This is a genomic window from Collinsella tanakaei, from assembly GCF_021531055.1.
In the GTDB taxonomy this organism is placed as follows: Bacteria; Actinomycetota; Coriobacteriia; order Coriobacteriales; family Coriobacteriaceae; genus Collinsella; species Collinsella tanakaei_B.
This window is the reverse complement of the sequence record NZ_JADYTL010000002.1, coordinates 236,214-258,581: the sequence shown is the minus strand read 5'-3', so window position 1 is coordinate 258,581 and position 22,368 is coordinate 236,214. Positions and strand designations below refer to the sequence as shown.

Below are 22,368 nucleotides of genomic sequence, written 5' to 3'. Positions count from 1 at the left end.
CGAAGGTAAGGAGTACCGATGAATCTCGTGCTTTTGGGAGCGCCCGGTGCCGGTAAGGGCACCCTGGCCCAGCAGCTCGTCGCCGAGTACGGCGTCGCGCACATCTCCACCGGCGACCTTCTTCGCGCCGCCGTCAAGGGCGGTACCGCCCTCGGCATCCAGGCCAAGAAGTACATGGATGCCGGCGAGCTCGTCCCCGACCAGCTCGTGATCGACCTGGTCAAGGAGCGCCTGGCCGCCGACGACGCCCAGAAGGGCTTCATCCTCGACGGGTTCCCGCGCAACACGGTCCAGGCCGTGACGCTCGACTCCGAGCTGTCCGGGCTGCATCGCGAGCTCGACTGCGCGCTGCTGGTCGACGTCGCCTCGAACGTCATCATCGACCGTCTCTCCAGCCGTCGTGCCTGCCGCGACTGCGGCTACACCGGCACCGCCGCCGATGAGGTCTGCCCCAAGTGCGCAGGCGAGATGTACCAGCGCGACGACGACAAGCCCGAGACGATCGCCAACCGTCTGGACGTCTACGAGAAGAACACCGCCCCGCTCGTGGAGTACTACCGCGGCCAGGGCAAGCTCAAGATCGTCGATGGCCAGGGCAAGATCGACGCGGTCTACGCCGCTGCGAAGGAAGTCCTCGGTCTATGATCAAGATCAAGTCTGCACAAGAGATCGAGCAGATGAAGAAGGCTGGAGCGCTGTCTAAGATGGCGCTCCGCCGCGTTGGGGCCATGGTGCGCCCCGGCGTATCGACCTTCGAGCTCGATCAGCTCGCCGAGCAGATCATCCGCATGCACGGCGGCGTGCCCGCGTTCAAGGGCTACGGCGGTTTTCCGGGCACGATCTGCGCGAGCGTGAACGATCAGGTCGTCCACGGCATCCCCAACCCGGATGTCATCCTGCGCGACGGCGACATCATCTCGGTCGATACCGGTGCGATCGTCGACGGCTGGGTGGGCGACAACGCGTGGACCTTCTACTGCGGCACGCCCTCGCCCGAGGTGCAGGCCCTGTGCGAGGTCACGCGCGACTGTCTCAAGGCCGGCATCGAGCAGGCCGTGCCGGGCAACCACATCGGCGACATCGGACATGCCGTCCAGACGCTCGCCGAGGCCCACGGCTACGGCGTGCTGCGCGATTACGTCGGTCACGGCGTCGGCCGCAACATGCACGAGGACCCCAACGTCCCCAACTACGGTAAGAAGGGACGCGGCGTCCGTCTGCAGGCCGGTATGGTCATCGCCATCGAGCCGATGATCACGCTCGGCACCAACCATGTGACCACCGGTGCCGACGGTTGGGTCGTCGCGACCAACGACCACCTGGCCGCCGCGCACTACGAGAACACCATCGCCATCACCGACGACGGTCCGGTTATCCTGACCGTCGACGAGCGCGGCCCCTGGTGCTCCATGCAGGGCGGCCAGCTCTAGCGGTCCGATCCCAAACGACTCCTGAGGGCCCCGGGATATCCTTCCGTGCTCAAACAGTCCTCGCGCTTCGCGCTGCGGAACTGCGCCGTAAGGATATCCCGGGGCCCTTCCTGTAACGGGGATAGTTCGCACATCAAAGAGGGGCGGATCGCGGCGGCGGGTCGGGCGCTTACCAGCGCCACTTCCCGCCGCCGGCGCATGCGCGGCATGCGCTCCTCCATTCCAAGCGGCAACTGAGGTCGCATAGGGGAGGGGTCCGGGTTGCGACCCCGCTTTCCGCCCACGTGCCAAAACGACTTCCGACGACTGAGAATGATTTCGCAAGCTGGGGAGACCCTCATTTAGAACGCCCTACAATGGTTGAGCTATGGCGCGGGGCCCTGATATACCCGCCGCGCGCAGTTCCGCAGGCCGAAGGCCGAGGACTGTCTGAGCACGACGGGTATATCAGGGCCCCGCGCCCACACCCCTCGATCAATTGTGGAGCGATTACGAATCTGCCATCCTCAGCATGCTTTTTGTTATCATTCTCAGTTGCTGTCGTTTTCTAGAGAAAGATGATTGCTTTGAAGAAGGAAGATGCTATCGAACTCGAGGGCACGGTAACCGAGCCCCTGCCCAACGCGATGTTCCGTGTTGAGCTCGAGAACGGTCATTCGGTTCTCTGCTCCATCTCGGGCAAGATCCGTATGAACTACATCCGCATTCTGCCGGGCGACAAGGTCGTCGTGGAGCTTTCCCCCTACGATCTGACGCGCGGACGCATCACCTATCGCTACAAGTAGCGACCGCACCACACGTGCATCTCTGCGATCGTAAGGCCTGCTCAACCGTACGATCGCGTTTGCATGTCCATCCAGCCATCAGTTATTCACGCCTGCGGCTGGGCGAGTAGATACATTCCATTTGTAGTTTGAGCACTACCGAAAGGAAGAACGATGAAGGTACGTCCTTCGGTCAAGAAGATGTGCGATAAGTGCAAGATCATCCGGCGCCACGGCAAGGTTCTCGTCATCTGCGAGAATCCTCGCCACAAGCAGCGTCAGGGCTAAGAGAGGAGACCAACGTTGGCCCGTATCAATGGTGTCGACCTTCCGCGCGAGAAGCGCGTTGAGATCGGTCTGACCTACATCTACGGCATCGGCCGCACCACCGCCACCAAGATCTGCAACGACTGTGGCATCAACGTCGATACCCGCGTCCGTGACCTCACCGACGAGGAAGTCGACAAGATCCGTAAGTACATCGACCAGAACCACATCATGGTCGAGGGTGACCTCCGCCGTGAGCGCAACCAGAACGTCAAGCGTCTGATGGACATCGGCTGCAACCGCGGCCTCCGTCACCGCAAGGGCCTCCCTGTCCGTGGCCAGCGCACCCACACCAACGCTCGTACCCGCAAGGGTCCGAAGCGCCAGATCGGTGCCAAGAAGAAGAAATAAGGGAGACTGACTACCTATGGCTACTGCTAAGAACAAGCGCAACGCGCGTGACGCGCGCATCAAGCGTTCCGATCGCAAGAACATCTCCGTGGGTCAGGCCCACATCCGTTCGACCTTCAACAACACGATCGTGTCCATCACGGACTCCCAGGGCAACGTCATCGCCTGGAAGTCCGCCGGTACCGTCGGTTTCAAGGGTTCCCGTAAGTCCACCCCGTTTGCCGCCCAGATGGCCGCCGAGGCCTGCGCCAAGATCGCCATGGAGCACGGCATGCACAAGGTCGCCGTCTTCGTGAAGGGCCCCGGCTCGGGTCGCGAGACCGCGATCCGCTCGCTTCAGGCCGCCGGCCTCGAGGTCTCGAGCATCCAGGACAAGACCCCCATCCCGCACAACGGCTGCCGCCCCAAGAAGCGTCGCCGCGTGTAACTCATCGAAAGGATCGATAAACTATGGCAATCGATAGGACTCCGGTTCTCAAGCGCTGCCGTCAGCTCGGGATCGATCCCGCTGAGCTCGGCTACAGCGGCAAGGAATCCAAGCGTCAGCCCAAGCGTCGCCGTAAGGAATCCGAGTACGGCATGCAGCTGCGCGAGAAGCAGAAGGTCAAGTTCATCTACGGCGTGCTCGAGAAGCAGTTCCACAGCTACTTCGTCCGCGCCCGCAAGATGCCCGGCATCACCGGCGAGAACCTCATGATGCTGCTCGAGACCCGTCTCGACAACGTCGTGTTCCGCCTGGGCTTCGCCCGCACCCGCAAGGAGGCTCGCCAGTCCGTCCGCCACGGTCACTTCACCGTGAACGGCCGTCGCGTCGACATCCCCTCCTACCTCGTCAAGCCCGGCGACGTCGTCGCCGTGGGCGAGAAGTACCGCGATCTTCTCCCCATCAAGGAGGCTCTCATCCAGTCCGAGCGTTTCGAGGTTCCCGGCTGGCTCGAAGTTGATATCGAGAAGCTGTCCGGCAACGTGCTCGCCAACCCGAGCCGTGAGCAGATCAGCGGCGACATCAACGAGCAGCTCATCGTCGAGCTCTACTCTAAGTAGTCCGTTTGGGCTGCTGAGGCTGGAGGTATTACATGTCAGAATTCATTAGGCCCCAGGTTCAGGTCGAAGAGATCAACGAGACGTCCGCCCGCGTGTCGGTCGAGCCGCTTGAGCGCGGCTACGGCGATACGCTCGGTAACTCGCTTCGCCGCGTCCTGCTCTCCTCGCTCGAGGGCGCTGCGGTCGAGGCCATCCAGATCGATGGTGCCCAGCACGAGTTCATGACCATCCCGAACATGGTCGAGGATGTCACCGACATCGTCCTGAACGTCAAGGGTCTGGTGTTCCATTCGCTCGGCACCAACGTCGAGGGCACCGCGACCATCTCGGTCGACGGTCCGTGCGAGGTCACCGGTGCTGACTTCTTCATCCCTGCGGAGTTCGAGCTCGTCAACCCCGAGCAGCACATCGCCACGCTTAACGAGGGTGGCCACCTCACCATGAGCATGCGCATCGGTCACGGTCGCGGCTACGTGTCCTACGAGGGCAACAAGCGCGACAACGACCCGATCGGTGTGATCCACGTCGACTCGCTGTACTCGCCGGTCCGCCGCTGCGCCAAGCTCGTCGAGGCGTGCCGCGTCGGCCAGCACACCGACTACGACCGCCTGGTCTTGGAAATCGAGACCAACGGTGCCATCACCCCGCGTGAGGCCGTGGTGCAGGCTGCGAACATCATCAACCAGCATATGGCTGCGTTCATGAACCTCGCCGACGCCCCCGAGGCGGAGGAGGAGGTCTCGATCTTCGCCCCCGAGACCACCAGCGACAATGCTGAGCTCGACAAGCAGATCGAGGATCTGGACCTGTCCGTCCGTTCCTACAACTGCCTGAAGCGCGCCAGCATCCACTCCGTGCGTCAGCTCGTCGAGTTCTCCGAGAACGACCTGCTGAATATCCGCAACTTCGGCGTGAAGTCCATTGAGGAAGTCAAGGACAAGCTCGAGTCCATGGGCCTGAGCCTCAAGGCTTAATGCCCTATCTGTAATAGAGGAGACCACACCTATGCGTCACAACAGGAAGAAGGGCCTGAAGCTCGGTACCGACGCGAGCCACACCAAGGCCATGAAGAAGAGCCTCGCCCAGGCGCTCTTCGCCAACGATCGCATCAAGACGACCGAGACCCGCGCCAAGGCGCTCCGCGGTTTCGCCGAGCCCATCATCACCTGGGCCAAGAAGGGCGACCTGCACTCCCGTCGTCTGGCCATCGCCAAGCTCGGCGATAAGGATCTCGTCAAGGAGATCTTCGAGAAGGCCGCTCAGGGCATGTGGGCCGACCGCAACGGCGGTTACACCCGCATCATGAAGCTCGGTCACCGTAAGGGCGACAACGCCGAGATGGTCATCATCGAGATCGTTTCCGAGCCGGTCGTCAAGAAGGCCGCGCCGGCCAAGGCCACCGAGCCCAAGAAGGCCCCTAAGAAGGTCGAGGCTGTCGAGGAGGCTCCCGCCGAGGAGACCGCCGAGGCCGAGGCCACCGAGGAGACCGCTGCCGAGTAGCGCTGCGCTGCTCAGGTTCGCACTGTTCAAGGGCACGTCGCATGACGTGCCCTTTTTTCATTGAAGGCATAATCGGGCACATAGGAGGGGAGGCGTTCATGCTCGAGGCATCCAAGGTTTCGGTGCTCTACCGCGGCGGGGACGCCGCGGCGCTCGACGGCGTTTCGCTTCGCGTCGACGCCGGCGAGATCGTCTCGCTCGTGGGCGCCAACGGCTCGGGCAAGTCGACGCTCGGTGCCCTCCTGTGCGCCATGCGCCTGCCCGACACCGGTTCGGTTACGGTCGATGGGGCCGACCCGGCGCGCTCGGCAGCCGACCGCCGCGAGATGCGCCGCCGCGTGGGGCTCGTGCGCCAGCATCCCTTCGACCAGCTCGTGTCGACCGTCGTCTTCGATGAGGTGGCGTTCGGCCCGCGCAATCTCGGGCTCGATCACGATGCCGTCCGCGCACGCGTCGACCGGGCGCTTGCGCGCGTGGGCCTCGACGGCTTGGAGCGTCGCGACACGACGGCGCTGTCCGGCGGCGAGCAGCAGCGGCTCGCCTTGGCCGGCGTGCTCGCCATGGAGCCGTCCTACATCGTACTCGACGAGGCGTCCTCGATGCTCGACGCGTCGGCGCGCCCGCGCTACCGCGCGCTCGTGGCCGAGCTCGCCGCCTCGGATATCGGCATCGTGCAGATCACCCACGATCCGCTCGAGATCCTCTCGTCGCGGCGCGTCGTCGTGCTCGATGCGGGCCGTGTGGCGTTCGAGGGTGCTCCGCTCGACCTGCTGCTCGACCATGCCGATCTGTGGGATGGGACCATCGTGTCCCATCCTGCGGTAGAGGCGCTCAGATACGCCTGTGGGCGGGGATTCCACCCGTCGGGTACGCCGACACCGCAGGCGGCCGTCTCGTGGCTTCTCGAGGGTTACAGGGCTTCATGCATCGATCGGGCGGATCTCGCGCATGCGCTCACATGCTGCGAGGGTCGCGTGGCGGACAGCGTACGTCGCGACGCGTGTCCCGAGAACGCGAATCCCGTCATCGCGATCGACGGCGTCTCGTATTCCTATGACGGCCGCGAGCAGGTGCTGCGCGATGTCTCCCTGGACCTGCGCGCCGGTGAGGTCGCACTGATCGCCGGTACGTCGGGATCGGGCAAGTCGACGCTCGCGTGCATCGCCGCCGGCCTGATCGCGTCCGATGCCGGCACGGTGGCGGTCTGTGGCGCCGCGCCGCGTCCGGGGGACGTGGGGATGGCCTTCCAGCGTCCCGAGGACCAGCTGTTCTGCGAGTCGGTCGCCGACGAGCTCGCCTTCGCGCCGCGCAATCTCGGCTGCGATGAGGATGAGGTCGCCGCCCGCGTGCGGCGTGCGGCGGGTTTCGTCGGGCTCGACGACGCGCTCATGGGCCGCTATCCGTTCGAGTTGTCCGGCGGGCAGGCGCGTCGGGTCGCGGTCGGCTCGGTGCTGTCCCTCGAAGCCGTCGCCTATATCCTGGATGAGCCGACGGCGGGCCTCGACGCAGCCGGTCGCGACCATATGCATGCGCTCGCCCGCAATCTCGCCGACGCCGGGCGTGCGGTCGCCATCATCAGCCACGACCTCGAGGAATGGCTGGACGTGGTCGATCGTGTCGTCTTCGTGCGCGATGGTCGTATCGTCTGGATCGGCTCGGCCGGCTCGCTTCACGAAGATGCCGGTGCGTTCGCTGCCGCCGGGCTGGATGCGCCGCTTTCGTTCGAGCTCGCGCGCGCCCTGCGGGAAGCCTTGGACGGTGATCGCCCGTGAGGCTCGCCAATCCGCTCGGCGCCTTCGTCGCCCGCGACACCCCGCTTGCCCGTATCGATGCGCGCGTGAAGATCGCGCTGCTGCTCGCCGCCGCGATCGCGGTGTTCGCGACCGGCATCTCCTGGGCGTTTCTCGCCTGGATCGTCGTGCTCGTGCTGGTGTGCCGCACGGCGCGGCTCGATGTCGCATCGCATGCGCGCTCGCTGCTGCCCGTCGCGTTCATCCTCGCGTTCACGCTCGCCGCCAACGCGCTCGCGCTCGACGGCCATGGCGATATCGCCCTTGTCGGACCGGTCGGGATCGATACGGCGGGCGGCCTTCGCGGCGTGGTGGCGGTGGCGCGCATCGTGGTGCTGCTCGGGCTGGCGCTGAGCGTGTCCGCCTCGACCACGCCTCCGCAGCTCGCCGATGCCTGCGTGAGCCTGCTGTCGCCGCTCGCCCGCTTCAAGGTGCCCGTCGCCGATATCGGCCTCATGCTGTCGCTTGCGCTGCGGTTCATCCCCATCGTCTCGGAGGAGTTCTCGCGCATCCAGCTCGCGCAGCGCTCCCGCGGGGTGGACTTCGAGCGCGGCGGGATCGTCGCGCGCGTCTCGTCGTGGGCATCCGTCCTCACGCCGCTCGTGGTGAGCCTGTTCCGCCGCGCCGAGCGTCTGGGCGAATCGATGGAGGCCCGATGCTATGCTGGTGGCGACGGCGCGCTCATCACGCTACCGCCGCTTACGTGCCGTGACCGGGTCGTTCTGGTCGTCGGCGTGCTGGTCGCCGCGGCCATCCCGCTCGCGGCGTGGCTCGTGTAGATACGATACGGAAGGGAAGGTCCCATGACGCAGGAGGAGACGCGCCCGATCGCATCCGTCGACCACGGTACGCCCGAGGAGCTCGACGGCACGCTCGTGTTCCGACTGGGCTATGACGGCGCTGTCTACTCGGGCTTTGCCGAGCAGCCCGGGCAGACGACCGTCGCCGGCGAGATCCGCCGTGCGCTCGAGACGTTCCTGCGTCGCGAGATCGAGCTCACCTGCGCCGGCAGGACCGACGCCGGCGTCCATGCGGTCGGCCAGTACGTCAGCCTGCCCGTCCACGAATCCGAGCTCGAGGTGACGCGGAGCCGCTGGATGCGGGCGCTCGCGGCGCTGCTGCCGCACGACATCGCGGTGAGCGGGGTCTATCACGCCGCCCCCGGGTTCTCGGCGCGCTTCGATGCCCGCTCGCGGACCTACACGTACCGCATCGTCACCGGCGACGCCCCGCCGCTGCTCACCCGGTCGGTGACGTGGTGGCATCGTCTGCCGCTCGACGTCGACGCCATGCAGGACGCCGCGGATCGCCTACTGGGCGAGCGGGATTTCAAGAGCTTCTGCAAGACCGCCTCGGCGGTCGGCAAGCCGACGCATCGCTGCGTGATGGAGGCGACGTTCGCCCGCGAGCAGGCGCTCGGCGAGGAATGCCTTGCGTTCACGATCCGCGGTAACGCCTTCCTGCACTCCATGGTCCGCACGATCGTGGGGACGCTCGTGGAGGTCGGGTGCCATCGTCGTGATCCCGTCTGGGTCGACGAGGTGCTCGCGGCCTGCGACCGCGCCGCCGCCGGTCCGACCGCACCCGCGCGCGGCCTGTGCTTCATGGACGTCGCCTACGACAACGGTGCGCTCACCGTTTGCCCGTAAGCGGGCGGGCACTGCCGGGAAGGTGCCGGCTCGGTTTTTCGCATGGGCGCGCCTGCTGCGTGGCAGCCGAAGATGATGAAGCTGTGGCGGCGTGATGTGATTCATTTGATGCCGTCGCCTGCGCGATGCCGCGTGCGCGGACGTGCGGTCCGCTGGTGCTACTATGGCCGTATAGACCGTGTCCCCAGGAGGCTGACGTGGCCCATCGAGCACCAAAGCGACCGCGCGTGAGCGTCATCATGGCAATTCATGATGGCGCGTCTACGTTTGCGCGCGCGGCCGACAGCGTGCTAAACCAATCGTGCTCCGGCGTCGAGCTCGTCGTGGTCGATTGCGCGTCGCGGGACCGGACCCCCTCGATGCTCGAAAGCTATCGCGACCGCGATATCCGCGTGGAATCCGTGACCCTCGATACCGATGATGTGCTGGCGGGATTCCGTCGCGGTCTGCATGAGGCGCGCGGCTCCTATGTCATGTTCATGCGCCAGGCCGACTGGCTCGCCCCGGACGCGCTGTCCGCGCTTGTGGATTCGGCCGAGGCGGACGAGCTGCAGATGGTCTTCGCGTCCCGCTCGGAAGACGTGTGGGACCGTCGCCGCGAGTCCTGTCGCGCGCGTCTGCTCGATCTCGATCGCCATGTGTGGACAAGCGACGATGACATCCGCCATGCGGTCGGGACCCTCTACGAGCGCGGGCTGTTCGACACCGCGGCGGGCGTCGTGGTCGAGCGCGAGCTCGCCCGCCAGCGCCCCGAGGTGCCGTCGACCGTGGACCAGGGCTTCGCGTTCGTCCTTGCGTGCCTGCGCGATGCGGTGCGCATGGGGACCGTCGACGGCCCTCTCTATCACGCCGTCGTCTTCGAGACGGACGGCCGCGAGCCTTTCGATCCCGATCTTGCCGAGCGGTGCTCGTACGAGCACGCGCAGATGATGTCGCTCGTCGCGCAGTGGGGGATGGATACCGACCCCGAAGTCGCCGCCCCCATCCATCGGCGCCATGTCCGCCGCCTGATCGAGTGCATCGATAACGCGAGCGTCGGGACGAGTTCGTCTTCGTCCCAAGAGCGCCTGGCCCGCGTGCAGCACATGCTCGACGCCGCGGATACGCGCGATTCGCTCGCAGCGGTCGCATCCGATTCGCGCGAGTTCGGCATCATGTACAAGCCCATGGCGCAGGGCAACGCGCAGGGGTGTTGTTTCGGCGCCCGCCTGCGCGAGCTGGCACGCATCTCGCATCTGCCGCTCGGGCAGTTGCTCTAGGCGGGCATCTCGCATCGCGAACGCGCTGTCGCGGTATTCGGTATTTCGGGCAAATCGCGCAATCTATGCAACAGCCAAGAGTAAATCGCCTGTTTTACGGTGTATTGAGTCATATTTGTTAAATCGTGACGTCTCGTTGGACGCGCGCACTCCAGAACGCTAAAGTAGGGCGGACTTATTCGAATACGACAGGGGGTTGGTCGCCTATGGCGAAAAAGCGCAACGGACGTCAGGAGGCGATTCGCGAGATCGTTCGCAACAAGGATGTACGCACGCAGCGCATGCTGGTCGAGGAGCTCAAGGCGAGCGGGTTCGACTGCACGCAGGCGACGGTCTCACGCGATATCGCCGACATGGGCCTGCGTAAGCTGCCCGAGGGCGTTTACGTGCTCGCCGAGGATCTGCATCTGCAGCGCATGGTCTCCGAGCTCGTCATCGACGTGTCGCGCGCCAACAACCTCGTGCTGGTCAAGGCCCAGCCCGGTACGGCATCGGGCATCGCGGCGGCGATCGATGCCGCCGAGCTCTCCGACGTGCTGGGGTCGCTTGCCGGCAACGACACCATCCTCGTGATCGCGAAGAGCGACGAGCAGGGTGAGCGCTTCGAGCGCATGATCACCAAGCTGCGCAGCGTGCGCAAGTAGGGAAGCCGGCTGCTTCTCCCGCGAAGCGATACGACGAAGGGCGCGGATCTCGCATGGGGTCCGCGCCCTTTTCGCATGCCGATGCGGTGGCGGGGCAAAATCGCGCCCGACGTTCTATCACGCGGTCGAAAACGAAACGGACCCGAGGGCGTTTTGCGCGCTCGGGTCCGTCATGCGTAAGGGTTACGCCGGGGTTTCGGTACCGGTTCCGGGATCCGGTGTGGGCTCGGGCTCCGGCTCCGGTTCGGGCTCAGGTTCAGGCTCCGGTTCAGGCTCAGGCTCAGGTTCAGGCTCCGGTTCGGGCTCCGGCTCGGGCTCCGGCACGGTGCCGCCGCCGGTGTTGCCACCGGTGTTGCCACCCGTGTTCCCACCGGTATTACCGCCCGTGTTGCTATCGGTGTTGTCGTCGGGACGATCCTCGCGCGTATCGTCGGAATCGCCGTCGCGCTCGTCATCGGACTGCTCGTCGTCGTCCTTGTCGCCGCGAGAGGCGCTGTTGTAGTTGCCGCCCGCGAAATCCCAGTCGCTTTGCTTCTTGTACTGGATCTGCTCGTCGCTCGTGGGGAACTCCTCGCGCGGCGTGTCCGCCAGCACGGCGTTCATGAACGCCTGGAAGATGGGCAGGACGGTGTGCTGCGTGTGCAGGTAGGGGATGGGGGCGTTCGTGCCGGGACGGCCGACCCAGATCGACACGGAGAGCTGCGGGGTGTAGCCGCAGACCCACAGGTCGGTCGTGTCGCTCGCGGTACCGGCGGTACCGGTCTTGCCGGCGACGGGCTGGTTGATGGCGTACGGATAGCCGGAGGCACCCGTGCCCTCGCCGGTCATGACACCCTCGAGCACCTGGGTGGTCGCCTCGGCGACGGCGCTCGACATGGCTTGCTCGGGATCGTCCTCATGCTCGTAGAGGATCTCGCCCTCACGGTTGGTGATCTGCGTGATGGCGACGGCGTCGCGGTGCTCGCCGCCATTGGCGAACGCGGAGAACGCCTCGGCCATCTCGAGTGTCGAGCAGCCGTAGGCGCCGCCGGTGAGCGTCAGCGAGGAGGCGTACGGATCCATGCCGGCGGCCTCGGTGTCGATACCCAGGCGTTCGCACATGTCGATGATCTTGTCGTTGCCGATGGCGAGCGCCACCTGCACGTAGCCGGTGTTGGAGGAGATGGCGGTCGCCGAGGCGAGCGTGCGCACGCCGTAGGAGTAGCCGCCGTAGTTCTGCAGGGCCGTGTAGCCGCCGATTGCCTGGGGCGAGTTGCAGTTGAGGTAGGTGTGGAACGGATCCATGCCGTCCTCGATGGCGGCAGCCAGCGTGTAGGCCTTGAAGGTGGAGCCCGTGGAGCGGCGCGAGGTGGCGTAGTTGACGTGGTTGTCGTCGCCGTAGTAGTCGCGGCCACCGACCATGGCCTTGATGTATCCGGTCTTGGGGTCGATGACCGTCATGCCGACCTCGAGGTCGTCGTCATCGAGGGAGTCCATCCGCGAGAAGGCGGCCTCCTCGGCGGCTTTCTGGATGACGGGATCGATCGTCGTGGTGATCGTCAGGCCGCCGGCGTACAGGGCGTCGGTGGAGAACTGCTCGGACAGCAGGTTCTTGACGTAGTCGACGAAGTAGGGCTGGGAGTAGGTGCCGTCGACGGGCTGCTCGGTCACGTCGAGCTTGAGTTCGGCGGCCTGAGCCTTGTCGTGCTCCTCCTGGGTGATGGTGCCCAGGCGCAGCATGTTGTCGAGGACCTTGTTGCGACGCTCGACGGCGGCGTCGGGGTTCTTGGTGGGGTCGAGGTAGTCCGGCGCGTTGGGGATGCCCACGAGCAGCGCCGCCTCGGAGAGCGTCAGGTCGGAGGCGTCCTTGGAGAAGTAGGTCTGCGACGCGGTCTGGATGCCGTAGGCGCCGTGGCCGAAGTAGATCGTGTTGAGGTACATGGTGAGGATCTCCTCCTTGGAGAAGATCTTTTCCATCTGCAGGGCGATCCATGCCTCGCGCACCTTGCGCTCGAGCGTGGTGTCGAACTGCTCCTCGGACAGGATCGTGTTGCGCACGAGCTGCTGGGTGATGGTGGAGGCACCCTCGGAACCGCCGGTGAGCTGGCTCACCACGGCGCGGCCGATGCCGATGAGGTCGACGCCCGGGTGCTCGTAGAAGCGCTCGTCCTCGACGTCGACGATGCCCTCGAGTACGTACGGAGAGATCTGATCGTACTCGACGATGTCGCGGTTCTGGATGTAGAGCGTCGCGATCTCGTCGCCGGTGGAGTCCAGGATGCTCGTCGGCTCGGACACCATGTAGTTATCGGCGTCCGTGTAGTCGGGCAGATCGGACAGCCAGCGGTTGACGTTGGCGACCATACCGATGCCGAATGCGACGCAGAAGATCAGGAAAAACCCGAAAAACGAGGCGATGATCGCGGGGAGTGTATGTGTCTTGGAGCGAAGGCGTTTGTTGCGCTCGCGAGGACCCATGGGCGAACCTCCAACTGATTTGTTTGCCAACGTGCCGACAAACCCATTGAACATAGATAAAGACACATTACCGCAACACATCGCGACGTGCGCTCGGGTATCCTGTGCCGTGGCAAATTCCAGACTGACTGCATACCTGTGTGCACCTTGCGGGTACGGCGTAAGGGGACGGTGCCGACATGCCGGGAGACACGAGAAAAAGGAGGGCGTCGAGGGCATGACGAAACGGATCGTGGAGCTGCTGGCCCCCGCGGGCTCGCTCGAAGCGTTCTTCGCCGCCCTCGCGGCGGGCGCCGACGCGGTGTACACCGGGCTCGGGGCGTTCAACGCCCGTGCGGCGGCTCGCGACATCGAGCTCGCCGATTTTCGCCGCGCGTGCGCGGTGGCGCATGGGCGCGGTGCGCGCGTGTACGTGACCGAGAACGTCTACCTGCGCGAAGGCGAGCTGCCCGCCGCACTCGAACTCGCGCGTTGCGCGCAGGCAGCCGGCGCCGATGCGCTCATCGTGGCAGACGCCGGCTTGGCGCGGGCGGTCCGCGCCGCGTTGCCCGACATGGAGGTGCACCTCTCCACGCAGGCGGGTGCGATGTCGGCCGCGGCGGTCCGTCTTGCCGCCCGCGAGCTGGGCGCGGTCCGCGTCACGTGCGCCCGCGAGCTGTCTGTAGACGAGCTCGCCGATCTCTGTGCGACCGACGTGCCGATCGAGGCGTTCTGCCACGGGGCGATCTGCATCTGCTATTCCGGTGCGTGCGCGTTCTCGGCGATACGCCGCGGCAGGTCCGCCAACCGCGGCGACTGCACGCAGCCGTGCCGTCTGGCATACGATTTGGTCGACGATGAGGGCCGCGCGCGTGCCGCCGTGGCGGGGGACCGTCTGCTGTGCCCGCGCGACTACCTGTCCATCCGGCATCTTCGCGACCTGGTCCGCGCCGGTGTGTCCGCCCTCAAGATCGAGGGCCGCATGAAGAACCCCGATTATGTGTTCAACGTCGTGCGCACGTACCGCGCCGCGCTCGATGCGCTTGCGGCGGGCGGGGATGCGCTGGACGATGCCCGCCTTGACGAGCTCGCGTTCCAACTCGGTACGTCGTTTAACCGGGGGTTCACCGACGCGTACCTTCGCGGAACGTCCGGGTGCGAGCTCATGAGCTTCGAGCGGGCCATCAACCAGGGTGTCCGCGTGGGCACGGTCGTCGACCGCGGCGCGCATGAGGTGACGGTCGCGCTCGAGCACCCCGTGCGCGCGGGCGACACGCTCGAGATCCGGACCATCCTGCCACCGGATGCGCCCTCGGACGTGCCGGTGCGCTACCCGCTGGTTCCTTGCGAGGTCGACGGGTGTGCGGGCGCCTCCATCCGCGTTCGCTGCAAGCGGCGCGTGGGCGTGGGCAGCCCGGTGCACCTGACGGCGAGCGCGCGGGTACTCGCCGAGGCGTCCGATGCGGTCGAGCGGATGCGCGCGGAGGCGCTGGAGCTTGCGCCCGCGCCTGTGGATCACATGCCGTGTCCGTCGGACTTGTCCGGGCAGCGGTGCACGACGGTTCCGGATACGAGTGCGGGGACGTCGGGTCCGCGCGCGCAGGCCATGCCGCCGCGATCGGTCATGCTCGTCGACGACGTCGCGCGTGCGCGGGTCGCGCTTCGCGACGACCCCGAGGGGGAGGTCGCTGTCTTCGCGTGGCGGCTGGCCGAGGACGCGGCATGGGAGGAGCTCGTGGGGTCGCTCACCGTCGTGCTCGACGAGCCCTGTCGACGTGCCGACGAGGACCGCGTGCGCACATTGTGTTCGCGCGCACGGGCGGTCGTCTGTCGCAATCTGGGACAGGTCGATATCGCCCGTGAGGCGGGGGCACCCTTCGATGTGGCGGCGCCGGTCTCGGCGACGAACGCCGCGACGGTTCGCTGGCTGCTCGGCTTGGGCGCGCGCCGCGTCTGGCTACCCGACGAGCTCGCGGTATCCGAGGTGCTCGCGATCGCCGCGGCGGTGCCCACCGGGCGCGTCGGCGTGCTTGTACACGGTGCGCCGCAGCTCATGGTGTGCGAGCATTGCCTGCTCACCGCCGAGGGTCCGTGCGACGCCGATCACGCCGCCTGTTCGCGTCGTCGCGAGACGCGCTATCTGGTCGAGGCGTCCGGCGCGAAGCTGCCGGTACGGGTGGACGCCCTCGGGCGCGCGCGCATCTTCGGCGAGGCCCCGCGCGACCTGGCGGACGACCTGCCCGCGCTGCGCGAGGCGGGTGTCTGCGTGCTCACGGCGTAGGCGCGCGTGCCCGCGACGGAACGCGCGCCGTCGAGCGCGTGCCCGCGTGCCCGCCGCCGCGGCGAAACGTGCGGAATGCAAGGCGACGGCGCGCCGACGCCCGATTGTGCACGCCGTTCGCATGCAACTTCGGTACAATAGACCGGTTCACTGCATATCAGCACCGCCCGCGCCGCATCCGCGTCGATATGGGCGAGGGCGCTAGCTATTTCTAGGAGGATGACCGATGCTGCCAGTCGATGAGCAGATGCGCATCATCACCTCGGGCGCGGCTCAGATCGTGCCCGAAGCCGACCTCAAAAAGAAGCTCGAGCGCGGCTTGCCGCTCAACATCAAGCTGGGCGTCGACCCCACGAGCCCCGATCTGCACCTGGGCCACGCCGTTCCGCTGCGCAAGATGCGCCAGTTCCAGGATCTCGGCCATAAGGTGACGCTCATCATCGGAAACGGCACCGCCATGATCGGCGACCCGTCCGGCAAGAACTCCACCCGCCCGCAGCTCACGCAGGAGCAGGTGGAGGCCAACGCGGCCACGTACGTGTCCCAGGCCATGAAGATCCTCGATCCCGAGAAGACGACCATCGTCCACAACGGTGACTGGATCTTGTCGCTCGACCTCAAGGGCATGCTCGAGCTGTGCTCCAAGTTCACGGTCGCGCGCATCCTCGAGCGCGACGACTTCACCAAGCGCTACCAGTCCCAGACGCCGATCGCCCTGCACGAGTTCCTCTATCCCGTGATGCAGGCGTTCGACTCCGTCAAGATCGATGCGGACGTCGAGATGGGCGGCACCGACCAGCTCTTCAACCTGCTCGCCGGTCGCGAGCTCATGGAGAAGATGGGCATGGAGCCGCAGGTCGCGCTCACCATGCCGCTGCTCGAGGGCACCGACGGCGTGCGCAAGATGTCCAAGAGCTACGGCAACTACATCGGCCTGACCGACGAGCCGGCCGATATGTTCGGCAAGACCATGTCGATCCCCGACGAGATGATCGGCAAGTACTACCGTCTGGCGAGCTCCAAGACGCCCGACGAGGTCGACGCCATCGAGGCGGCGCTCGCCGACGGCTCGGCAGATCCCTATGAGCTCAAGCGCGCGCTCGGTCGCGACCTGTGCGATACCTACCACGGTGCCGGTGCGGGCGACGAGGCGCAGGCCGAGTTCGACCGCGTGTTCAAGCAGTCCCAGCTGCCCGAGGACATCGCCGAGGTCGAGGTCGACCTGACACCCAACGACCAGGGTCTCATCTATCTGGCCGGCGTGCTCAAGGACGCCGGGCTCGCCCCGTCGGCCGGCGAGGCGCGTCGCCTCATCGACGGCGGCGGCGTGAAGATCGACCAGCAGCCGGTGGCGCCCAAGAGCTATAACGTGGACCCCGCCGTGCTGCACACCGGCGTGGTGCTGCAGGTGGGCAAGCGCAAGTACGCGCGCCTCAAGTAGCGCATCCGACAGATACGGCAACGCGGAAGGGCCGCCGGGGCATTCGCTCCGGCGGCCCTTCCGCGTTTGGGACGCCCGTTTGCCCTTCCGATTTTCCATACCCCCGTTTAGGGTTCGGTTTTATGCGGGCCCTCGAAGTAGACGCTCTTTTGTCGACGCTCTGAGCTGGCCTTTCGTGATGGCGAGAGCGCTGTATACCGAAGGGGGCCTCCCAAAACCGAACCCTAAACTGGGGTATCGGTTTTGAGCGTGCTCCGGCGGACGAAAACCGCGGGAAGTCTACAGGATGCGGACGCCTGCGGCCTGGCAGCGCGCCTGCAGCTCGTCGGGCAGTCCGTCTTCGGTCACGATGATGTCGATGTCGTCGATGTCGCAGAACGTGAACGTCGAGGCGTGGTCGATCTTGCTCGAGTCGAACAGCATGATCCGCGTGTCGGCGCGCTCGATGGCCGTCCGCTTGAGCTCGGCCTCCTCGTCGGAGCCGCAGGTGAATCCACATGAGGCGGAATAGCCGGACGCGCCGATGAACACCTGGTCGAAATGCATGCGCGCGACCTCGCGCACCGCACGGCTCCCGTGTAGGCACATGTTGTAGCGGTTGAGCGATCCTCCGGGGACGATGGTCTTGATATAGCTGTAGCGACCGAGCTCGAGGATGTTGTAGATGCCGCAGGTGAACGCCTGCAGCTGCACGTCGGGCAGGGCGGCGGCGAGGGCCGCTACCGTGCTGCCCGAGTCGAGGTAGACGCTCGTGCCGGCGGTGATGAGCTCCGCCGCTTTGCGCGCGATGGCGTTCTTGGCGGCGACGTTCTTGTTGCGGCGCAGGTCGATGAGGCCGTCCGCGCCCACGGCGGTCTCGATGGAGCGCACGCCGCCGTAAATGCGCACGAGCCGATGGTCGGCGTCGAGGGCCTTGATATCGTTGCGGATCGTCATCTCCGACACCTCGGGGAAGGCGTCCTTCAGCTGGGCGATGGTGGCGCTGCCCTGGCTGTCGACCAGGCGCACGATGGCCTCGCGGCGTTCGTTCATCATGGGTGGGGTCCTTTCGTTTCTACAAAAGATTCTAAAAGATGGCTGCCCGAAAGGCGAACTACTTCCCTTGAAACTTTAGAAACTACAAAAGAATTTTGAGAAACTTGCGAAATGAGTATTGAATTCTCAAACAATGAGTTGTAATTTCTAAAGTGCCAGACAGGCTCAGATGAGACGAGGGGACTGATGATCATGCTCGAGCCTATGAGGGATCTGCTTATCGAGGCGAAGCGGGGCGGCTATGCCGTCGCGGCGCCCAACGTGTGGAACAAGGAGAGCGTCAAAGCGGCGTTCAATGCCGCCGAGGAACTCGGTGCGCCCATCATCCTCGATGTCGGCTACGCGATGGGCATCGAGGAGACCGGCGAGATCGCCCGTTTCGTCGGCGCACGGCACCCGCGTATCCCGTGGGCGCTCAACCTCGATCACGGTGGTCCCTTCGAGCACATCATCCGTGCGATCCGCGCCGGGTACAGCTCGGTGATGGTCGACCGCTCCCAGCTGCCCTTCGAGGATAACGCCGTCCAGACGGCCGAGATCGTGCGCATCGCCCATGCCGTCGGCGTGACGGTCGAGGCGGAACTCGGTCACGTGGGCCAGGGCGTGGAGTACGAGAAGACCCGCGACGCCGGCCTGACGCACCCCGAGGAGGCGGAGGCGTTCGTCGAGCGTACCGGTGTCGACTGCCTCGCGGTTGCGGTCGGAACGTCGCACGGCGCCTACAAGGGCACACCGCACCTCGAATTCGATCTGCTCGAGACGCTTTCGGGCATGCTCGAGATCCCGCTCGTCCTGCACGGCGGTTCGGGCACGGGCGACGACAACCTCCACCGTGCGGTGAAGACCGGTATCCAGAAGGTGAATCTGTACACGGAGCTCGGCGAGGCATGGTTCGAGGCGCTCGAGCACGAGTTCGCGGTGCGCGCCGGCACCGCGGAGGTCGCGAGCGCCGACGAGTTCACCAACGTCAAGAAGAAGCCCGCGCAGCTCATGGAGGACAGCTGCCGCGACGGCTATCAGAAAAAGCTCATGCACTATATCGAGCTGTTCGATTCCGCTGGCAGGATCTAGTTTCGCCATCGTCTGTCTACGTCAAGCTGTCGGGCACCTCGGCGCGGCAGCGGAAGGGGAGTAACCATGAAGCCTATCGTCTCCGAAACCCGTGCGGCCATCATCGCAGGACCCCATGATGCGTGGATCGTCAAGAGGCGCCTGCGCGACCTGGCCCCCCACGACGCGCTCGTCAAGATCATGTCGTGCAACCTGTGCACGTCGGAGTTCGGCCTATGGAGCGGCGCGCGCACGAACCGTCCGTTGCCCATGACCTTCGGTCATGAGTGGGCGGGCGAGGTCCTGCAGGTGGGCGAGGCCGTACGCGGCCTTGAGCCCGGCGATTTCGTGGGCGGCAGCCACGAGTACGACCCGTACTCCGACGAGGCGCGCGACGGGCGCACCTCGGAGGCGCCCGGCGTGAAGTCCTACGACACGCAGTGGGCCGACGGCTATTACGGCCGCTACGAGGGGTGCGCCGAGTACGTCGTGCAGTCGCAGGAGTCCATCTACAAGTTCGCGCAGCGCATCCCGGCGCCCGAGGCGGGCTTTCTGGAGCCGCTCGCCACGGTCGTGAACGGTCTGCGCAAGATCGATCCGCACGAGGGCGAGACCATCGTCGTCATCGGTGCGGGCACCATGGGCGTGCTGAACGCGCTCGTGGCGGCGCGCAGCGGTGCCCGCGTCATCGTCACGGAGGTCATGCCGGACAAGGTCCGCGTCGCCGAGCAGCTCGGCCTCGAGGTCGTCGACGGCTCGACCTGCGATGTGGTCGAGGAGGTGCGTCATCGCACCGACGGGCGCGGGGCGGACAGCGTCGTGGTCGCCGTGGGCCTCACGGTCGCCAACCAGCAGGCGTTCGGCATGCTCAAGAAGTTCCACGGCAAGGTGCTCTTCTTCGCGGCGGGCTATCCGGCGCCGGAGGTCGGCGTGGACGTGAACAAGATCCACTACGGCAAGATGGAGCTCTATGGCACGCTCATGGCCGACTACGTCGACTTCAAGGAGTCGTGCCGCCTGCTGGGCGAGAAGATCATCGACGTCTCGCCGCTCGTCTCCGCCCGCTTCGCGTTCGACGACATCACGGCGGCCTTCGAGCATGCCGTGCAGCCCGGCGGTTACCGCACCGCCGTCATCATGGGGAAGGAGTAGTACGATGGCGTATCGGTTCTCCATCCCCGGTAACATCGTGACGGGCGCCGGCGCGCTCGAGGATGCGCTCGATATCCTGCGCGGGTTCGGGACACGCGCGTTCGTGGTGTGCGACCCGCTCATGGTCGCGCTCGGAAACCTGGACACGCTGACCGCCGCGCTCGACTCGGTCGGCATCGCCGTCACGGTCTACAGCGACATCACCGGCGAGCCGACCGACACGATGATCGCGCACGGCGTCGAGCTCGCGCGCGAGCGGCCCTGCGACATGTACATCGGCCTCGGCGGCGGCAGTCCCATCGACGCCATGAAGGCCATCGCCTGCATGGTCGCCCTCGATGCGGACATCGACGACCAGATGGGCGCCACCATCGCCTGCGAACGCCCGCCGCTCGTGGCGATCCCCACCACAGCGGGCACGGGCTCGGAGGTCACGCGCTTCACCATCATCTCCAATACGCGCGACGACGTGAAGATGCTGCTCGCCGGCCCCTCGGTCATGCCGGACGTGGCGATCGTGGACCCGCGCTTCACGCTCACCGCGCCGCCGGTCGTGACGGCCAACGCGGGCGTGGACGCGCTGTGCCACGCGCTCGAGGCGGCGACGTCCAAGAAGATGCAGCCGATGAGCTACACCTTCTCGGTCTCCGCCATCAGGCTCATCTTCGCGAACCTGCCGGCGTGCTGGCGCGATGGGGCGAACGTGGGGGCGCGCGAGCAGATGGCCATCGCCGCGACGGAGGCGGGAATCGCCTTCTCGAACGCCAGCGTCACGATCGTGCACGGCATGAGCCGGCCCATCGGCGCGCTGTTCCATGTGCCGCACGGCCTGTCGAACGCGATGATCGTGCTCGAGTGCCTGCGCTTCGTGGTCGACGGGGCCTATCCGCAGTTCGCCGCCGTCGCGCGCGATGCCGGCGTGAGCCGCGCCGAGGACGATCGGACGGCCGCTCTGGAGCTGCTCGACGCGCTGCAGGGCCTGCTCGAGGAGCTGCGGATCCCGACGCTGCGCGAGCACGGCATCGATGAAGCCGCGTTTCGGGCGCAGATTCCCAAGATGGCGGCCGACGCCATGGCGAGCGGCAGTCCCTCCAACACCATCAAGCCGCTTTGCGCGGCAGACCTCAAGGCCATCTACGATTGCCTTATCAGCGCATAGGCGCCCGTGGCGTCGTCCGGCGCGAGCGCAGCCGGTCTGGCGCCGCTGTGTGCCACGCGCGTGTCATGGAGACGTAAAGGTATGGTCAGACAGCCCGGATCCCTGTTAGGTCCGGGCTGTTTTTGGGTAGGAAGCCCCACAGTGTGCAAAAAGATAGGAAATGAAGGGAATGCCCCTATGATCAAACTCATCGCATCCGATATGGACGGAACGCTGCTCGACGAGCGCAGCCAGGTGCCGCCCGAGACCTATGACCTCATCCGCGCGCTGCGCGAGAAGGGCGTGCGCTTCGCTGCCTCCTCGGGCCGTCGCTACGACCGTCTGTGCGAGTTCTTCGAGCCCGTGGTCGACCTGATGGATTTCGTCGCGTCCAACGGCGCGCAGGTGTATGCGGAAGGCGAGCTCGTCGACCGCGAGGTCTATTCGCACCTGGCCATAAAAAGGCTGGCGCGCACCGTCGGCATGTTCGACAACCTGCACCTGGCGCTGTTCGACCGCACGAAGTCCTACCTGCTCGACGACGAGGGCAAGTTCGTGCGCGAGGTCGACAAGGACCTTCCGAACGTCGAGCGAATCTGGGAGCTGCCGAGCGCCGAGGTCAACATCATCAAGGCGAGCGTGTTTTGCGACGACGGCGCGGTGATGGATTACGCGTACGTGCTGTCGCGCGAGCTGGGCGACGAGTTCGTGTTCGCGCCTTCGGGCAATGCGTGGATCGACGCCATGCAGGCGGGCGTGTCGAAGGCGACCGGCATCGCGCAGCTCATGGACCATTACGGCATCGCGCCCGAGGAGGTCATGGCCTTTGGCGACTCCATGAACGACTACGAGATCATCCGTCTCGTCGGATGCGGCTGCGCGATGGCGAACGGCCGCCCCGCCCTGCGCGCCGTGGCGGATCGCGTGGTCGGCTGCAACCGCGACCATGCCGTGCAGGCGGAGCTGCGCCGCGTGCTGGAGGAGCTGGACTAGAAAAGCGCCGATCGGCTCATTTCGCGCCGGTCGGTCCCATGCCGACCGGCTCACTTCGCGTCAGTCGGCCCCGTGCCGGGCGCC

At 66.0% G+C, this 22,368-nt stretch carries 22 protein-coding genes; 20 read left to right on the top strand and 2 right to left on the bottom strand.

Translation table 11 applies throughout. The annotated features are described in order from the left end of the window. Positions 1–18: 18 nt before the first annotated feature. The 14 genes from I6E04_RS03305 to I6E04_RS03240 all read left to right on the top strand — a co-directional run bounded on the left by I6E04_RS03305 (position 19) and on the right by I6E04_RS03240 (position 10,758). Complete coding sequence (locus I6E04_RS03305; protein ID WP_235421747.1) at positions 19–645, top strand: adenylate kinase; 627 nt, start codon at positions 19–21, stop codon at positions 643–645. After that, a complete protein-coding gene (gene map / locus I6E04_RS03300; protein WP_235421746.1) occupies positions 642–1,430 on the top strand; it encodes a type I methionyl aminopeptidase in 789 nt (262 codons plus the stop codon). The genes I6E04_RS03305 and map overlap by 4 nt, the downstream gene beginning before the upstream one ends. Positions 1,431–1,996: 566 nt before the next feature. Then, positions 1,997–2,215, top strand: coding sequence for a translation initiation factor IF-1 (gene infA, locus I6E04_RS03295; RefSeq protein WP_009141477.1), 219 nt, complete (start codon positions 1,997–1,999; stop codon positions 2,213–2,215). A gap of 153 nt (positions 2,216–2,368) precedes the next feature. Beyond that, complete coding sequence (rpmJ, locus tag I6E04_RS03290; RefSeq protein ID WP_006363204.1) at positions 2,369–2,482, top strand: 50S ribosomal protein L36; 114 nt, start codon at positions 2,369–2,371, stop codon at positions 2,480–2,482. Between the two features lie 15 nt (positions 2,483–2,497). After that, positions 2,498–2,872 (top strand): 30S ribosomal protein S13, encoded by a 375-nt coding sequence (rpsM, locus tag I6E04_RS03285; RefSeq protein ID WP_204559653.1) that lies wholly within the window; start codon positions 2,498–2,500, stop codon positions 2,870–2,872. Between the two features lie 16 nt (positions 2,873–2,888). Further along, positions 2,889–3,299: a 30S ribosomal protein S11 gene (gene rpsK / locus I6E04_RS03280; protein WP_235421745.1), complete on the top strand. Its 411-nt coding sequence runs from the start codon at positions 2,889–2,891 to the stop codon at positions 3,297–3,299. Between the two features lie 23 nt (positions 3,300–3,322). Next, the gene (gene rpsD / locus I6E04_RS03275) at positions 3,323–3,916 is read left to right on the top strand and encodes a 30S ribosomal protein S4 (protein WP_235421744.1); all 594 of its coding nucleotides are present in this window, start codon (positions 3,323–3,325) and stop codon (positions 3,914–3,916) included. A 32-nt stretch (positions 3,917–3,948) separates the two neighbouring features. Then, positions 3,949–4,890, top strand: a complete 942-nt coding sequence (locus tag I6E04_RS03270; RefSeq protein WP_235421743.1) for a DNA-directed RNA polymerase subunit alpha — start codon at positions 3,949–3,951, stop codon at positions 4,888–4,890. Positions 4,891–4,921: 31 nt separating this feature from the next. Continuing rightward, complete coding sequence (gene rplQ, locus I6E04_RS03265) at positions 4,922–5,416, top strand: 50S ribosomal protein L17 (protein WP_235421742.1); 495 nt, start codon at positions 4,922–4,924, stop codon at positions 5,414–5,416. Positions 5,417–5,514: 98 nt separating this feature from the next. Next, the gene (locus I6E04_RS03260; protein WP_235421741.1) at positions 5,515–7,188 is read left to right on the top strand and encodes an ABC transporter ATP-binding protein; all 1,674 of its coding nucleotides are present in this window, start codon (positions 5,515–5,517) and stop codon (positions 7,186–7,188) included. Then, positions 7,185–7,985, top strand: a complete 801-nt coding sequence (locus I6E04_RS03255; RefSeq protein ID WP_235421740.1) for an energy-coupling factor transporter transmembrane component T family protein — start codon at positions 7,185–7,187, stop codon at positions 7,983–7,985. Before I6E04_RS03260 ends, I6E04_RS03255 begins: the two co-directional genes overlap by 4 nt. Positions 7,986–8,009: 24 nt before the next feature. Further along, positions 8,010–8,855, top strand: a complete 846-nt coding sequence (gene truA / locus I6E04_RS03250) for a tRNA pseudouridine(38-40) synthase TruA (RefSeq protein WP_235421739.1) — start codon at positions 8,010–8,012, stop codon at positions 8,853–8,855. 239 nt (positions 8,856–9,094) lie between these two features. Then, positions 9,095–10,114 (top strand): glycosyltransferase family 2 protein, encoded by a 1,020-nt coding sequence (locus I6E04_RS03245; RefSeq protein ID WP_235421738.1) that lies wholly within the window; start codon positions 9,095–9,097, stop codon positions 10,112–10,114. A 206-nt stretch (positions 10,115–10,320) separates the two neighbouring features. Beyond that, on the top strand, positions 10,321–10,758 hold the full coding sequence (locus I6E04_RS03240) for an arginine repressor (RefSeq protein WP_235421737.1): 438 nt from the start codon (positions 10,321–10,323) through the stop codon (positions 10,756–10,758). Between the two features lie 183 nt (positions 10,759–10,941). Here I6E04_RS03240 and I6E04_RS03235 read toward each other — a convergent pair whose 3' ends face one another. Then, positions 10,942–13,215, bottom strand: a complete 2,274-nt coding sequence (locus I6E04_RS03235) for a transglycosylase domain-containing protein (protein WP_235421736.1) — start codon at positions 13,213–13,215, stop codon at positions 10,942–10,944. A 217-nt stretch (positions 13,216–13,432) separates the two neighbouring features. On the opposite strand from I6E04_RS03235, the gene I6E04_RS03230 reads away from it, so the two are divergent. Continuing rightward, on the top strand, positions 13,433–15,475 hold the full coding sequence (locus tag I6E04_RS03230; protein ID WP_235421735.1) for a U32 family peptidase: 2,043 nt from the start codon (positions 13,433–13,435) through the stop codon (positions 15,473–15,475). 226 nt (positions 15,476–15,701) lie between these two features. Next, the gene (gene tyrS, locus I6E04_RS03225; RefSeq protein ID WP_235421734.1) at positions 15,702–16,916 is read left to right on the top strand and encodes a tyrosine--tRNA ligase; all 1,215 of its coding nucleotides are present in this window, start codon (positions 15,702–15,704) and stop codon (positions 16,914–16,916) included. A 279-nt stretch (positions 16,917–17,195) separates the two neighbouring features. On the opposite strand, the gene I6E04_RS03220 is transcribed toward tyrS, so the two are convergent. Then, positions 17,196–17,951 (bottom strand): DeoR/GlpR family DNA-binding transcription regulator, encoded by a 756-nt coding sequence (locus tag I6E04_RS03220; RefSeq protein WP_235421733.1) that lies wholly within the window; start codon positions 17,949–17,951, stop codon positions 17,196–17,198. A 192-nt stretch (positions 17,952–18,143) separates the two neighbouring features. On the opposite strand from I6E04_RS03220, the gene I6E04_RS03215 reads away from it, so the two are divergent. The 4 genes from I6E04_RS03215 (at position 18,144) to I6E04_RS03200 (ending at position 22,284) form a co-directional block, all read left to right on the top strand. Next, a complete protein-coding gene (locus tag I6E04_RS03215) occupies positions 18,144–19,022 on the top strand; it encodes a class II fructose-bisphosphate aldolase (protein ID WP_235421732.1) in 879 nt (292 codons plus the stop codon). A 66-nt stretch (positions 19,023–19,088) separates the two neighbouring features. After that, complete coding sequence (locus tag I6E04_RS03210) at positions 19,089–20,153, top strand: zinc-dependent alcohol dehydrogenase (protein ID WP_235421731.1); 1,065 nt, start codon at positions 19,089–19,091, stop codon at positions 20,151–20,153. A gap of 4 nt (positions 20,154–20,157) precedes the next feature. Beyond that, on the top strand, positions 20,158–21,312 hold the full coding sequence (locus I6E04_RS03205) for an iron-containing alcohol dehydrogenase (protein WP_235421730.1): 1,155 nt from the start codon (positions 20,158–20,160) through the stop codon (positions 21,310–21,312). Positions 21,313–21,489: 177 nt separating this feature from the next. Beyond that, complete coding sequence (locus I6E04_RS03200; RefSeq protein ID WP_066834199.1) at positions 21,490–22,284, top strand: Cof-type HAD-IIB family hydrolase; 795 nt, start codon at positions 21,490–21,492, stop codon at positions 22,282–22,284. The last annotated feature ends 84 nt before the right edge of the window (positions 22,285–22,368 follow it).